The sequence below is a fragment of the Salinicola rhizosphaerae genome, assembly GCF_014652715.1.
Classification (GTDB): Bacteria; Pseudomonadota; Gammaproteobacteria; order Pseudomonadales; family Halomonadaceae; genus Salinicola; species Salinicola rhizosphaerae.
In genome coordinates this window covers 192,386-205,947 of the sequence record NZ_BMZI01000007.1, presented here as the reverse complement: position 1 = coordinate 205,947, position 13,562 = coordinate 192,386, and the positions used below count along the sequence as shown (strand labels likewise).

At 62.3% G+C, this 13,562-nt stretch carries 19 protein-coding genes; 18 read left to right on the top strand and 1 reads right to left on the bottom strand.

Features of this window, described 5'->3' with window-relative positions; translation table 11 throughout:
• Window positions 1-32: 32 nt before the first annotated feature.
• The 13 genes from IE125_RS16090 (at window position 33) to IE125_RS16030 (ending at window position 7,984) form a co-directional block, all read left to right on the top strand.
• A complete protein-coding gene (locus tag IE125_RS16090) occupies window positions 33-452 on the top strand; it encodes a hypothetical protein (protein ID WP_189445690.1) in 420 nt (139 codons plus the stop codon).
• A 55-nt stretch (window positions 453-507) separates the two neighbouring features.
• Window positions 508-1,050, top strand: coding sequence for a head-tail connector protein (locus IE125_RS16085; protein ID WP_189445689.1), 543 nt, complete (start codon window positions 508-510; stop codon window positions 1,048-1,050).
• 3 nt (window positions 1,051-1,053) lie between these two features.
• The gene (locus IE125_RS16080) at window positions 1,054-1,221 is read left to right on the top strand and encodes a hypothetical protein (protein ID WP_189445688.1); all 168 of its coding nucleotides are present in this window, start codon (window positions 1,054-1,056) and stop codon (window positions 1,219-1,221) included.
• Window positions 1,222-1,230: 9 nt separating this feature from the next.
• The gene (locus IE125_RS16075) at window positions 1,231-1,563 is read left to right on the top strand and encodes a phage head closure protein (protein WP_189445687.1); all 333 of its coding nucleotides are present in this window, start codon (window positions 1,231-1,233) and stop codon (window positions 1,561-1,563) included.
• Window positions 1,556-2,041, top strand: a complete 486-nt coding sequence (locus IE125_RS16070; protein WP_189445686.1) for an HK97-gp10 family putative phage morphogenesis protein — start codon at window positions 1,556-1,558, stop codon at window positions 2,039-2,041. The genes IE125_RS16075 and IE125_RS16070 overlap by 8 nt, the downstream gene beginning before the upstream one ends.
• Complete coding sequence (gp17, locus tag IE125_RS16065; RefSeq protein WP_189445685.1) at window positions 2,041-2,409, top strand: tail completion protein gp17; 369 nt, start codon at window positions 2,041-2,043, stop codon at window positions 2,407-2,409. The genes IE125_RS16070 and gp17 overlap by 1 nt, the downstream gene beginning before the upstream one ends.
• A gap of 209 nt (window positions 2,410-2,618) precedes the next feature.
• Entirely contained in the window at window positions 2,619-3,110 is a 492-nt protein-coding gene (locus IE125_RS16060; RefSeq protein ID WP_189445684.1) for a phage tail tube protein, read from the top strand.
• A gap of 9 nt (window positions 3,111-3,119) precedes the next feature.
• A complete protein-coding gene (locus IE125_RS16055) occupies window positions 3,120-3,554 on the top strand; it encodes a phage tail assembly chaperone family protein, TAC (RefSeq protein WP_189445683.1) in 435 nt (144 codons plus the stop codon).
• An 11-nt stretch (window positions 3,555-3,565) separates the two neighbouring features.
• Window positions 3,566-3,769: a phage tail assembly protein T gene (locus tag IE125_RS16050; protein ID WP_229809169.1), complete on the top strand. Its 204-nt coding sequence runs from the start codon at window positions 3,566-3,568 to the stop codon at window positions 3,767-3,769.
• A 78-nt stretch (window positions 3,770-3,847) separates the two neighbouring features.
• Window positions 3,848-4,231 (top strand): SEN1984 family lipoprotein, encoded by a 384-nt coding sequence (locus IE125_RS16045; RefSeq protein WP_189445682.1) that lies wholly within the window; start codon window positions 3,848-3,850, stop codon window positions 4,229-4,231.
• Between the two features lie 81 nt (window positions 4,232-4,312).
• Window positions 4,313-6,796 (top strand): hypothetical protein, encoded by a 2,484-nt coding sequence (locus IE125_RS16040; protein ID WP_189445681.1) that lies wholly within the window; start codon window positions 4,313-4,315, stop codon window positions 6,794-6,796.
• A gap of 10 nt (window positions 6,797-6,806) precedes the next feature.
• Window positions 6,807-7,388, top strand: a complete 582-nt coding sequence (locus tag IE125_RS16035; RefSeq protein WP_189445680.1) for a hypothetical protein — start codon at window positions 6,807-6,809, stop codon at window positions 7,386-7,388.
• On the top strand, window positions 7,388-7,984 hold the full coding sequence (locus IE125_RS16030; protein ID WP_229809168.1) for a hypothetical protein: 597 nt from the start codon (window positions 7,388-7,390) through the stop codon (window positions 7,982-7,984). Before IE125_RS16035 ends, IE125_RS16030 begins: the two co-directional genes overlap by 1 nt.
• On the opposite strand, the gene IE125_RS16025 is transcribed toward IE125_RS16030, so the two are convergent.
• Window positions 7,972-8,193 carry a hypothetical protein gene (locus IE125_RS16025; protein ID WP_189445679.1) on the bottom strand — a complete coding sequence of 74 codons (222 nt, stop codon included), beginning with the start codon at window positions 8,191-8,193 and terminating at the stop codon, window positions 7,972-7,974. The genes IE125_RS16030 and IE125_RS16025 overlap by 13 nt on opposite strands.
• A gap of 23 nt (window positions 8,194-8,216) precedes the next feature.
• Between IE125_RS16025 and IE125_RS16020 the strand changes: the two genes are divergently transcribed.
• The 5 genes from IE125_RS16020 to IE125_RS16000 form a co-directional block, all read left to right on the top strand.
• The gene (locus tag IE125_RS16020; RefSeq protein ID WP_189445678.1) at window positions 8,217-8,639 is read left to right on the top strand and encodes a DUF6950 family protein; all 423 of its coding nucleotides are present in this window, start codon (window positions 8,217-8,219) and stop codon (window positions 8,637-8,639) included.
• Between the two features lie 3 nt (window positions 8,640-8,642).
• Complete coding sequence (locus IE125_RS16015; protein WP_189445677.1) at window positions 8,643-11,975, top strand: phage tail tip protein J-related protein; 3,333 nt, start codon at window positions 8,643-8,645, stop codon at window positions 11,973-11,975.
• Window positions 11,976-12,028: 53 nt separating this feature from the next.
• Window positions 12,029-12,859, top strand: a complete 831-nt coding sequence (locus IE125_RS16010) for a hypothetical protein (RefSeq protein WP_189445676.1) — start codon at window positions 12,029-12,031, stop codon at window positions 12,857-12,859.
• Window positions 12,856-13,182 carry a hypothetical protein gene (locus tag IE125_RS16005; protein WP_189445675.1) on the top strand — a complete coding sequence of 109 codons (327 nt, stop codon included), beginning with the start codon at window positions 12,856-12,858 and terminating at the stop codon, window positions 13,180-13,182. Before IE125_RS16010 ends, IE125_RS16005 begins: the two co-directional genes overlap by 4 nt.
• The coding region (locus tag IE125_RS16000) for a hypothetical protein (RefSeq protein WP_229809167.1) at window positions 13,182-13,562 on the top strand (381 nt) is incomplete at its 3' end. The genes IE125_RS16005 and IE125_RS16000, both read left to right, overlap by 1 nt.

The window sequence follows — 13,562 nt, the reverse complement described above, 5'->3', positions numbered from 1 at the left end:
AACCGACAACCTCGTCAATCAGGGAGGCCACTATGGCCCGCTCCAACTCGAATCAGTCGAACGGCACCACGCCGGCGGCCACTGCCAGTCCGCAGGACAACGCCCAGATCAAGGACACCCAGTCCGCCGACCCGGTCGTGTCCGGCTCCACCGCCGACAAGGTCACCGACGAAAATCAGGATCTCAACGAGCAGCAGAAGGCCGGCACGGCGCAGACGCAACCGCAGCCCGATGATCCGGAAGTCACGCCGGCCACCGGGGCGCAGTCGCAGGCGCAGAAGGCCAACGAGGCTATCCGGCCGGAATCCGCGCTGCACAACCTGAAGAGCAAGCAGCTCACTCGCGTGAAATTCACGCACCCGTGGCAGCGCTACGCACCGGGCGACCGCGCCGGGTTCGACCCGAAGACCGCGGCCGAGCTGGTCAAGCGCGGCATCGCCGAGAGCCTCTGACCGAATGCCGGCGGCACGCGCCGCCGGCTCCCATTTCTGAATTCGAGAGCCCCCGATGCTGACTCTGGCCGACGTGAAACTGCAGCGCCGCATTGACGCGGAAGATACCAGCGAAGATGCGCTGCTCGAGCGCCTGATCGCCGCCGCCTACCGCTACGCCGAGGCGCACACGCAGCAGGCCATCAGGCCGCGCACCGAGACGGTAGTGCTGGATGGATTCCCCCAGCTCGATCACGCCATCGAGCTGCCGTGGTACCCGCTACAGAGTATCGACGCGCTCGAATTCATCGCGCCCGACGGCGCCAGTCAGCCGCTGGACGAAAACGCACTGCGTCTCGACATCCGTGAAGACCCGCACCGGCTCTACCCGCGATGGGGCGACCGCTGGCCGCTGACCATCGCCGAGCCGGAGAGCGTCACGATCACGGCTACCGTCGGCTACGAAGAGACGCCGGACGACATCGTTCACGCACTCCAACTGCTCATTGGTCACTGGTACGAGAACCGAGAGAGTGTGGTGACCACCGGCACGCCGGCAGAGGTACCCATGGGCGTCGAGATGCTGCTGTTCAACTACCGCCGACATGCCGTGGGGTGATTCATGACCGACATCGAAAAACTCGTCGCCGCCCTCGACGGCCAGACCGCCGCCATGGCTGAACTCGCGGAATCCAACCGCGCGATCATGGATCTCCTCATCGCTCGCGAGGAAGACGGCGCAGACGATGGCGAGCTGGCCACGCTGCTCGACGGCACGCCGGCGCGCTGAGGAGGCGACATGCAGGCAGGGAAACTGCGCCACCGGGTGCGGCTGGAATCCAAGCAGCTGACGCAGAACCCGCAGACCGGGGCGATGGTCGAGAGCTGGCAACCGGTCGCCACCGTCTGGGCCAGCATCGAGCCGCTCAGTGCGCGCGAGTTCATCGCCGCCGGCGCCGAGCAGTCATCGGTGACGACGCGAATCGTCATCCGCTATCGCGAGGGCGTCACCGCACAGATGCGAGCCGTCAGCCGCGGCAAGACTTACAACATCGAGGGCGTGCTGCCCGACCCGCGCTCCGGGCGCGAGTATCTGACGCTGCCCTGCAGCGAGGGCGTGAACGATGGCTGACGCAATCACGTTCGAGATCGAGGGCGTCAATTCGCTGAATGCCAAGCTCGATACGGTCTCCAACGATATCCGATTTAAGGGCGGCCGCTTCGCGCTGCGCAAGGCGGCGAACCTAGTACGAGACAAGGCAAAGGAAAACGCCGCACGTCTCGATGATCCGGAGACGGGCCGCAAGATCGCGGACAATGTCGCCGTGCGATGGTCGAGCCGTTACTTCAAGCGTACTGGCAACCTGAAATTCCGCGTCGGCGTGCTCGGCGGCGGCAAGCTGGAACCCGGCAACCCGGATACCGGCCCCGGAGGGGCCACGCCGCACTGGCACCTGCTCGAGCTGGGCACCAGCAAGATGCCGGCTCAGCCGTTCATGCGCACCGCGCTCTCCAGCAGCATCGAGGCCGCCACGGCCGAGTTCGTCACCCAATACGGCAAGGCCGTCGACCGCGCCATCAAGCGGGCCGCGAAGAAAGCGAGTAGCTGATGCAGACCGTCCCGATATTCCCGATTGTCGCCGCGGATGCAGGCGTGCGCGCGGTGTTCGGTGAGAGCCCGACACGGGTATTCCCGTTCAGCCAGGCGCCCGCCGGCGGGGCCAAGCCGTACGCGACCTGGCAGCTCATCACCGGCGAGCCGGAATCGTATCTCGCCGACGCGCCGGATATCGACAGCGCTACGATCCAGCTCGACATCTACGCCGACTCGGTCGACGAGTGTCGCGCCGGTCTCGTTGCCCTGCGCGACGTGATCGAGCGGCATGCCGTCATCACCCGCTGGGGTGACGAAGACATCGACGGCGAGACCGGGCTGCAGCACCGCTCGTTTGACGTCGACTGGTGGGTGCCGCGCTGAGGCTGGGTGGTTCCCTAGTGGGATAAACCACCAGGAATCACATATGACAATCCGCATCCAAACTCAGCGCTGGGCGATTGAAGTCACCGTCAACCTTATACCGATTCTGGCCGTGTTCGGCTGATCCAAACCCCTTGAGGCCCGCCTGATGCGAATCAGAGCGGGCCTTTTCATTGCACCAACGCCCCACCGGGGCAGGAGATAGCAGGATGTCCATTCTGACCCAGGGCACACAGGTTTTCATGCTCGCCGGTAGCGCTATCGTGCGCATTCCCGGCGCCACGGCGTTCAACCCCGCCGGCAACCCGCGCGACCAGATCGACGACACCGATCTCGAAGAGACCGTGTCGCGCAAGTACAAGAAGGGTCTCGGCACGCCCGGATCGGCATCGATCACCGTCAACGCCGACCCGCAGGAGGCGGCGCACGTCCAGCTATTCGACATGGCCAACTCCAGCACCGACGAAAACGTCACGTTCTTCGTCGGCTGGTCCGACGGCGAGGAAGCGCCAACTGTCTCCGGCAGTGATGTGACGCTGCCCACGTCGCGCACGTGGTTCCAGTTCGACGGCTACGTCAGCGACTTCCCGATGGACTTCGCCACCAACGCGCTCGTCAGCTCCCAGATCACCATCCAACGCAGCGGCGACGGCAAGTGGACGCCGAAGAAACCAGCCGCTGACACTGGCACCGGGGAGTAATCGCGAGCCATGAAACTGACGGTCGATAACCTGAAAACCGCGGGCGCCTTCACCGGCGCCCCGGTCGAGAAAACCATCACCTGGAAGCAGGGCGATGACGAATTCACCGCGACCACGTTCGTGCGGCCGATGTCCTACCACTCGGCGGTCAGCGATATCGCCGCCGTGCGCGGCGGTGGGGATGTCGTCGCCAGCCGAATTGCCGCCTGCATCTGTGATGCCGAGGGCAATCCGGTATTCAGCGTGGCGGACATCACCGGCGAGGCCGACCCCGAGCGGGGTGCGCTGAATGGCGCCCTAACGATGGAGCTGGTCCGGGTGATCAGCGAGGTCACCGGCCTGGGAAAGAACCGGACGAGCTCGACGGCGAGTCCGAGCTCTTCCACGAACTCGTCCTCAACGGCATCGGTGGCTCGTCGGTCGAAGAAGCGCGCCAGCGGCTGACGTTCGCCGAGGTGCGCCAGTGGGCCGCGTACCGCAACAAACACGGCTCGCTCAACGCCGGCGAGCGAATCGAGCGCGCCGTTGCTCAGCTCACCGCGATCTACGCCAACCGCTACCGAAAAGAGGGCCACGAGCCGCTGACGCTGTGGGACCTTATGCCCCATGCCGAGCGCCCGGCGGAATCGCTCGAGCAGGCCATGGCGACGTGGCATTGATCGTGTAGGAGATCGGCCATAGTTGCATGAACGTAACAAATGGTAATGTTTCTTGTGGGATCACTGCAGGGAATATTAATGAGAACGGCACTAATCGCTATTGCTATGGCTAGTCTTTTGGCAGGCTGCGCTTCCTACGGGAATCAGAAGCTCGGAGATGAAACAGAAGCCTCCGTAGCAACCAAAATTCATGAGAACGAGACAACCCAAGCAGACCTTCTCAGTATGCTCGGTAGTCCGACCGACAAAAGCTTCCGGGAAGACGGCAGAGAGGAATGGACGTATGTCTACTCCGAGATGTCCGCTGACGCTGTGAATTTCATTCCATTCGTGGGGCTATTTGGCACCTCGAACTCCGGCACGTTGAAAAAGTTGAACGTTATTTTCAATGAAAATGACACTGTCTGGCGATATGCAATGACAGAATCGGACAACGATGTGAAGTCAGGAGTCTTTAAATAACCAGCATTTATCACTGCGAGCACTTTTCGTAGCTAGAACCTTCAACCGCCTTCGGGCGGTTTTTTTACGCCTGGAGAAATGATGGCAACGCGCTCACTCGGTCAACTGACGCTCGATCTTGTCGCGCGCATCGGCTCGTTCACCGGCCCGCTGGAAAAGGCCAAGCGAGCTGCAAAGGGCGACATGAGCGACATCGCAAAGTCGGTCAAGACCGCAAGTACGGCTATCGTTGGCGTCGGTACAGCTGCGGCTGGGGCAGCGACTGCCGTCGTCGCATTCACGAAACATGCGGCAGATAACGCCCGTGAGCTGCAGAATCAGTCGAATCTTGCGAATACCTCGGTCGAGGAGTTCCAGCGCTGGAGCTATGCGACATCGACCGTCGGTGTCGAGCAGGATAAGCTCGCCGATATTCTCAAAGACACCAACGACCGCGTCGGCGAGTTTCTCAGCACCGGCAGCGGCGAGATGGCCGATTTCTTCGAGAACATCGCCCCGCAGATCGGCGTCACGGCGGAGCAGTTCCGCAACCTCTCCGGCCCCCAGGCGCTCCAGCTCTACTACGACTCGCTCGAGCGAGCTGGGCTGTCTCAGCAGGATATGACGTTCTACATGGAGTCGATGGCCGACGAGACGACGGCCCTGATTCCGCTTCTCCGCGACGGCGGCGCCGCGATCCAGTCGCTCGGCGAGCAGGCCGACCAGATGGGCATCGTTCTCGATGCGCTGGATATCGCCAAGCTGGCCGATTTTGCGAACGAGTTCGACCGCACCCAGCAGATTCTGACATCGCTTTCCAACCTGCTCGCCGCCGAGTTGGCGCCCTACCTCAGCACGCTGAACGATCGGCTCGTCGATGCGGCGGGTGGCGCGGGGGATTTCCAGGGCGCGATGACCAGCGCCCTGCGAACCTCCGTCGAGGCGCTGGGGCCGCTGCTGGATGGCTTCCAGCAGTTCCGCGTGATCGATGCCGAGGTCAAGGTCGCCATGGCCTCGGCGAACCTAGCCGTGGCCGATTTCGCACAGGATGCGTGGGAATCCCTCAGCTGGTTCATCGATACCGCGATTGCCGGCATCAACAATTTGATTCGCGGCATGAACGCGATCCCCGGATTCACGGATCTGGATCTCATCGACTCCAGCATGGGGAACTCGGAATTCGTCGAGGGCGTGCGCCAGCGCGCCGCCGACATGCGCGACACGCTCGAGCAGTATCGCGGCGAGCTCGAGGACATCGCCAGCCAGCCGCTGCCGAGCACGGCCATCGACGACTACCTCGACGACGTCGATGCCAAGCTCGCGGCGTTCTGGGCCGAGCAGGATGGTGTCCCGATCAAGACACTGGACCAGTGGCTGTTCAAGCCGCCGTCGAAAGTCACTGGCGGCATGGGTGCCGGCAGCAACACCGACGACCCCACCAAAGCCATTCGCGATCAGATCGCGTCGCTGAAACAGCAAGCCGAGATGGTTGGCCTGACGACCGACCAGCAGACGCTGTTCAAGCTCGCAGCCGAGGGCGCCACCGAGGCGCAGCTGGCCCAGGCACGCGCAGCGCTGGAGACCGTCGCAGCCTACGACGACCAGCAGCAGGCGCTGGAGGACTATCGGTCGCTGGTCGAAGAACTGCGCACGCCGGAAGAGAAGCTCAACGACACGCTACTCAAACGCCTCGACATCCTCGAGGCGGCCAAGGTCTCGCAGGACGAGTACGCCGATGCCGTGGCCAGGATCGCCGATGCCGGGTTCACCGACGCCCCGGAGTACCAGGGGCTCGACGCCTCCATCGGCGGCGCCTTCGGTGAGCTGGGCAAGATCGACGAGGCCCAGGCGGAGCTCGAGGACTGGTATGCCACCCAACTCGAGATGCTCGACAACTACCGCAGCGAGCGGGCGGACCTCACCGAGCAGTGGGATGCCCAGGAACGAGACCTCAAGCAGGAGCACGAAGACGAGCTCGCCCGCATCGAGCAGGCGCGGCAGGTTGCCCAGCTCGCCGCGGCGGAAAGCGTATTCGGGGATCTGGCCGGGCTCACGGCGGCATTCGTGGGTGAACAGTCCGGCGCCTACCGCGCGCTGTTCGCTGTCTCCAAAGCCGCCGCCGTCGCCCAGGCGCTCATCAACGCACCGTCATCGTACTCCAAAGCCTACGACGCCGTCGTCGGAATTCCTTATGTGGGTCCAGCACTGGCGCCGATAGCCGGGGCTACAGCCGCTGCAGCTCAGGTGGCGCAGGCGAGCATGATTCAGAACGTCGGCATGGCCCACGACGGCATCGACTCGGTACCGGCGGACGGCAGTTGGTATCTGCAGAAGGGTGAGCGCGTCACAACGTCCGACACCAGCGCCAAGCTGGATCGCACCCTCGATAACGTGCAGTCCGGCATGGAGCAGGGCGGTGCAGGCAATGGCTCACTACCTGCTCCTATCGTCAACGTCGATGCGCGCGGCGCCACCGATCCCGCCGCCATCCGGCGAGCCGCCGAGCAGGGCGCCGAGATGGGCTATCGCCGCGTGTTGGAAGACTTCAAAAGTAACGGGCCGGGTCGCCGGATGCTGAAGGTTTGAGGAGACACCCATGATCGAATGGCCCGAAGGCTTGGTACCGTACAAGATGGACTGGGGCCGGGTGTTCAATAACCGCGCCTTTACGTCGACGTTCAGCAAGTCTCAGCAGATCCGGACCTACCCGGGCGCCTACTTCCAGTGCTCGTTGCAGTTTCGCAATCTGTTCGAAGCGGACGAGCGCAAGCTGACGACCTTCATCGGGCAGCTGCAGGGGATGGCCGGCACGTTCAAGCTCTACCCGTGGCGGCGCGCGCGGGCGCAGGATGCCGGTACCGCCCGAGTCAATGGCAACGGCAATGCCTCCGGCACGCTGCCGACTCGCGGCTGGAAGAAAAGCACGCTGGTGCTGCGGGCGGGGGACTACATCACCGTCAACGATCAGCTCCTCGAGGTGCTGCTGGATGTCACCAGTAACACTCAGGGCAACGCGACGATTCAGGTCTCGCCTTGGTTGCGCACGCCGCCGTCGGACGGTACTGAGATCAACTACACGCGGCCCTATGCCGTCATGCGGCTGGCCAGCGACGAGCAGGCGCAGTCCGTCGAGCCGCTGATCGCCGGCGGCACCCTCGACTGCCGGGAGGCGTTCTGATGTCCGCGTTCCCGTTTTCCGATTCGATGGTGGAGCTGCTGGGCCGCCAGACCGTGAAACTCGCCTACGCCTGCGAGCTGGATTTCCAGAGCGGTATGGTGCGAGCGCATACCGGTACCGGGCTGCTGATCATCAACGGTGAGACGTTCGATGGCGTCGGCACGTTCGGCGATGTCTCGTCGGCGAAAGAGCAGCTGGATAGCGGCTCGCCGGCCAACGTGACGTTGACGCTCTCGGGGCTGGATACCGAGCTGATCGCCGGCACGCAGGTCGAGCGCTGCCGGGGCCGGTTCGGGCGCCTGCTGCTGGTCGCGATCGATGACGCCGGCGACTACGCCGCCGACATCCTGTTCAGCGGCAAGATGGATGCCGCGCAGTTCAACTACGCCGGCAGCGACGACGGCAACGCTATCAGCGTCACGATCACCGACCGGATGGCCGACTGGCAGCGCCAGGGCACCGAGCGCTGGACGGATGAGAATCACCGGCAACGCCATCCCGGGGATCGCTTCTTCTTCGCGGTGGCCCAGCTTGCAGACTGGCCAATTTATTGGGGATCAAAAAAGGATGCCCCAAGTTTCAGCTATCCCGGTTGATCGCTGTCGGAGTAAACGAAATCGTCGGTTCCGGGCTTGTGGTCTCCCCAGACGACTTTCATGCCCGACTCCGCTGAAGCTCTGGCCTTTTCCTCATTCGCATAGACGCCCTTCAGATTCCAGGGGCTGGGAGTTAGTACACCCCAGCCAGAAACCCATCCAGGGCTGTTTTCGCTTGGCTTCAGATTTTCATCAACTTCAACTGTCATGAGCAATCTCCAACGGAATTTATATGAGGCACGTTAACTGGCCACGCCAGCTACAGCAAACCCTACAAGCCGCCCGCGAGGCGGCTTTTTCGTGGGGCAAAAACGACTGCTGCCTGTTCGCCGCTGATTGCTGCGTTGCCGTCTGCGGTGTCGATCCGGCAGCGGAATACCGCGGGCGATACCAGACGGCCATCGGCGCCAAGCGCGTGCTGGCCAATACCCACGGCAGCCTCGAGGCAGCGTGGGATGCCTGCTTCCAGCGCGTACCGATCGCCCAGGCCATGCGCGGTGATGTCGTCCTGTTCGAGGCGCCGCTGGGCCGCTGTGTCGGCGTCGTTTGGTCTGGAGGGATCTGGTGTGTCACCGAAGAGGGCGCGACGCGAGCCAACGCCGCGCCGCTGATCGCCTGGCGGGTCGAGGCCCGCAACGAGATGAATGAGGAGTAACGGATGGGCAAGGCGGTCAAGGCAGTCGCGGCAGTAGCGGTCGGGGTCGCCGTGGGTTTCGCCACCAGTAACCCGTGGGCGGGGTTCGCCGCCGGCGCGGCGATGTACGCCTCGAGCTCGCTGACGCCCAAGGTCGATATGGGGGCCAGCACTCAGACCGAGCTCAAGCAGGTCATCCGCTCGAGCAAGGAGCCGGCGCACTACCAGTTCGGCCGCTGCGCCGTCGGTGGGCTGCTGGCATGGGCGCAGGAGGAAGAGGGCGACCAGACCAAGCGCGAATGGCTGCACATGGTCTATGTGCTCAGCGAGGGCGAGATCGAGTCCATTGACGAACTCTATCTCAACCAGGAGCCTGCCGACGACGCCGGCGACCGCGCGAACTTCGCGCTGATCCGCAACCCGGACACCCCAAACCAGTGCCTGCTCGACAACTCACCGGACTGGCGTGACAACCAGATTGGCAAGGGGCTCAGCTATGCCAGGGTGTCGCTGCGCTACGACCGTGACTACTTCGCCAGCGGTATTCCCACGCCGTTGTTCGTGTTGCGTGGCAACCGCGAGATCTACGACCCGCGCACCGAGACCACCGGCTACAGCGAGAACTGGGCGCTGGTGATCCTGTGGTATCTGCGCGAGCGCCTGCGCGTGCCTGACGACGAGATCATCTGGGAGATGTTCATCTCCGCGGCCAACGTCAGCGACGAGACCGTCACCAATCCGGACGGCAGCAGCGAGGCACGCTACACCATCGGCGGCGGCTTCAAGGCCGACACACGCAAGGATCGCGTGCTTGCCGATATGGAGGCGGCCGGCGGCGGCCAGATCGTGCGCATCGGCGGCAAGTTCGGCTTGATGGCCGGCGCCTACTACGGTCCCTATGAGTTGGTGATCGATGAAGACATGGTGATCGGCGCAATCAGCGGCCAGACCGAGGTCGCCCAGGCGGACGCGGTCAACACCATGACTGGCAAATTCATCGACCCCGATCAGCGCTGGACCGAGACCGACTACCCAGCGGTCAGCGTTGCCGAGTGGATCGAGCAGGACGGCGGCCCGATCGAGGACACCCTCGACCTGCAATATGTGTTCTCGCCGTACCAGGCACAGCGCCTCGCCAACATCGCATTGCGCCGCAAGCGCGCGGGCGGCTCGCTTTCGATCCCGCTCAACTTCCGTGGTTACGCTTGTCGCCCAGGTCGGGTCGTGCGCGTCTATCTGCCGTCGCTCAACATCGACGGCGAATTCCGCGTCGTCGATTGGGACTTTCACGGCGACAGCGGCTGCAAAGTCACGTTGCAGGCTGAAGACCCTGAAATCTACGATGACGCCGTGGGAGAGCCCTACAACCCGCTGGGCTTTATCTTGCTGCCGACGGGGGGCATCGCCGCGCCCTCCGGTCTGACCTACACCCTGGAGTCGATCGGGGAGACCGTGCAGGGGCGGCTCGACTGGTCTGCCGTCAGCGGCGCGCAGAGCTACAGCGTCGTGCTGCGTTCGGACGGCCAGGCCATGCAAGCGATCGAAGTGCCGCCCAACTCGACGACGTGCACCATCGGCGGCTTGCCGGCAGGGCAGTACGTCGCCGAGGTGCGAACGCGGGGTAGCTTTGGACAGTCCGGCGCCGCCACTGTGACGTTCAGCGTCAACGCGCCGCCGATGCCTGACCGCGTCATCGTTCAGGTCACGAACAACGAGGTAACGCTGATCCCGCAACTGGACTGGACCGGCACCCCGGTATCGTTCCGGTTTTACTACTCGCCGACGATGCTCGACGCCAACCAGGTACGCGGCACTGCACAGCTACTCAGCACCGGCGCCAGCCTCGTCCATACCGGGCGCGCGTACGGCACGACGTATTACTACTGGATCGACAGCATCAATGCCTACGGGCACAGCGATCTGTTCTTCCAGGAAGTCGAAACGACGAGCGACTTTACCGAGATCTTCGACGCGATCCAGGACGACATCGAGGCTGAGGGCCAGCTCTACGGCGTCGTTGTCGAGGGCCTCAAGCCCGCGGCTATCGAGGCGGCGGACGAGGCGGTCGCGCCATTCCGCGCCGAGCTCGACGCTAACACGACGAGCATCGGTGAGTTGCAGCACGTCGATGACGAGCTGACGCTGAAAATGCTGCTCCTGAAAGCCGGCGGCGAGGCATCAGCATCGACACTGCGCGTCGAGCAGATCGTGCGAGCAGGCTTGGCACAGCAGGTCACGACGCTCGCGGTCGGGCAGGCCACTGTCGAGGACAACCTCTACGCGCTGTGGGACCCGGACACGAACAGCTTCACGTCCGCTGCGATCCGAACCGTCGACGTCAACGGGAAAAAAGCCGTTCTCGGGATGATGTCGAACGGCGAGGTCGCCGAGATCGGTGCGGTTGCCGACCGCTTCTACATCTACAACGAGGTTTCGGGCGAGATGGTGCTGGCGTTCGTTGTCGAAGACGGGCGCGTCGTGATTCCCGAGGCCCTCATCGGCACCGTGAATTTCAACAAACTGGTCAGCGACTCCGGCGAGACGATCATCTCGGGCGGCAAGATCAAGACCCAGTTCCTCGATGCCGACACGCTGACCGTGAGGCTGGCCAACGTCACCGGGGCCGGCGTGTTTGCCAGTAAGGACAGAGTCAACCTCAGCGACCTGAGCGGATCCGGCACGCTCTCCGGCGGCAGCCTGGCGGGCAGTGTCTCGGTCAACGGCACGTCGCTCGATACGATCCGCTCGCGGGCCAACGCTGGTGACGATGCTTACGACCAGATGAGCAACTGGACGCGCACCGGCACCACGCTGATCGATGGCGGTAAGATTTTCGCCGATGATGCGTTCATTGTGAATGCAATGATCAAAAGCGGGGCAATCGATACCCTCAACATCAAAGAGGGGGCGGTGACGATCAATGCGTCGAATGTCTCTCCGGATGAGATCAGCCTCCCGTCAGATAACGGCGACAACGAGTGGGTGTCGATTGTCTCGGCTGATATCAATCCGAGGGGGAATGCTGTCGATGTGACCACGGCATTCAAATACTTTCTGCACGCGCAGAGTCCTGATGGAGATTATGTCAGGGCCAGCCTTAGTCTTCGGATAACGGTGGGCGGGGTTGAAAAATACCGCTGGGATAGGGCCTACGGCCGTATCTTTGACTTTCGTGGCACTGGCATAACGATCGAAGAGGAGGATTACATCGTCATGCCAATGAGGATCGATGGGTGGAGCGGAACAAAAACTGTCGCTATCCAAGCGTCATCGGGCTTCAACAGCGATTATTTCGAAGATGAAAACGAGGCAAGGATCAGAGAACGCTATCTGAGGCTGTCGTCTTCTCGCGTCTGAACCCGATTCACCACGCCGCCCACCGAGGCGGCTTTTTATTGCCCGGAGGAACAATGGCAAACGACGGCACGGTCGATCAGCAGCAGTTGCAGGAAACGCTCAACGAGGCCTATCAGCTCGCGGGCCAGTGGATCGGTCGAATCCTCGCGCTGTCCGAGGTCACGAAAGATGGGCAGCTCGGTGAGCTGGCGATTTACGAGACGATAGAGGCCGCCATCAATGGAGGGCGGTTGGGTAGTGCCGACAACGTTCGCGCTGGCATAGGCTTCGATGGTGCCACCCGAAGTGGCATCGGTGGTTTTGGCACTGGCCTTACCAGCGCCAACTACATCAATGATCCAGATGACCCGAACTTGGGGAATGGATTCTACGCTGTTAACGCCGCTGATTTTAGCAATCCACCGAACTCTAGTGGAGTTGTCTATCTTGAGCATTACCGAGGATCGACGACCGGTTATCAACGGGTGCGATCAACTGGTGGTAGCTATTCGAAAGTCAGGACGCTCAACTACGATAGCGGGCATGGCCCTTGGCTATCTGATCCAGAGTGGGGTTCAAATGGAAGTGGTTCTTTCCTGAAGCTGCCATCTGGTGATGCCATTGCGGTGGGGGCGATCAGCAAGACTATTGATATCAACCGTGGTGATGCTGTGTCTGGAGGATATCGCTCGCTTTCAGAATCTATCACATTTCCGATGACATTCGCCTCATCGCCACAGGTAATCCCGACTAACGTTTACAGTGGTTCGGGTTATTTGATGGATTTGTCAGTAGTGCCATTGAACACAAATGCTACCGGAACAAGTCTATCATGGACGGCTGCTAGTTCTCGCTCATCGCAAGTTGTGTCGGCCAATTATTTCGCGTTTGGGAGGTATGTATGAAGCTGATTATAGAACCTCAAGAGTCCTCTCTCACTGCGTCATACAGCGCCTCGGGTAATATTTTGACTGTATCAATGGGAGGCGTGAGCGACACATTTGACTTTGGAACCGAGGACGGCGTCTTTACAGAATTCGAGTCACCCGAACTACCAGTTTGCCCAGTGCAGCGCGCTGCAATGGCAGATGGAGTAGTCACAGCAGCGGTGATCGGTTTCTACACCCCCACCCCCCCTGAAAAAGCCGATGATGAGACAGACCAGGATTTTAAGGTAAGGATCGACGAGTGGACGGCTTCGAAACAAGTTCGGGAGGTTGATATCTGATGGGCACGATGCAGCATACCCCGGCGCCAACTAACGCCGATCGATTCGCCTCGGCTCAAGCCCAGGCGCTCGCTACGCTCAACGCCGATTACGAAGCCGCCGCCAAGCCGCTCTTGCGCGAGTACCCGAATACCGAGCGCTTGAGCTGGAGTCAGCAGCAGAACGAGGCGACAGCGTACCAGGCGTGGGTGGACGCTGGAGAACAGGGCGATGCACCCGACACACCGGCGCTCTCCGCGATTCTCAAGGGCCGCAATGGTGTCGATGGTACCGAAACCCTGGCGGACCTCGTCGCCGCCGTGCTGCGCAACGCCGAGGCGTTCATCCAGTGGCAGACCTACACCGGCATTCGCCAGCGCGGTGAGTGGGCGATCAATGCG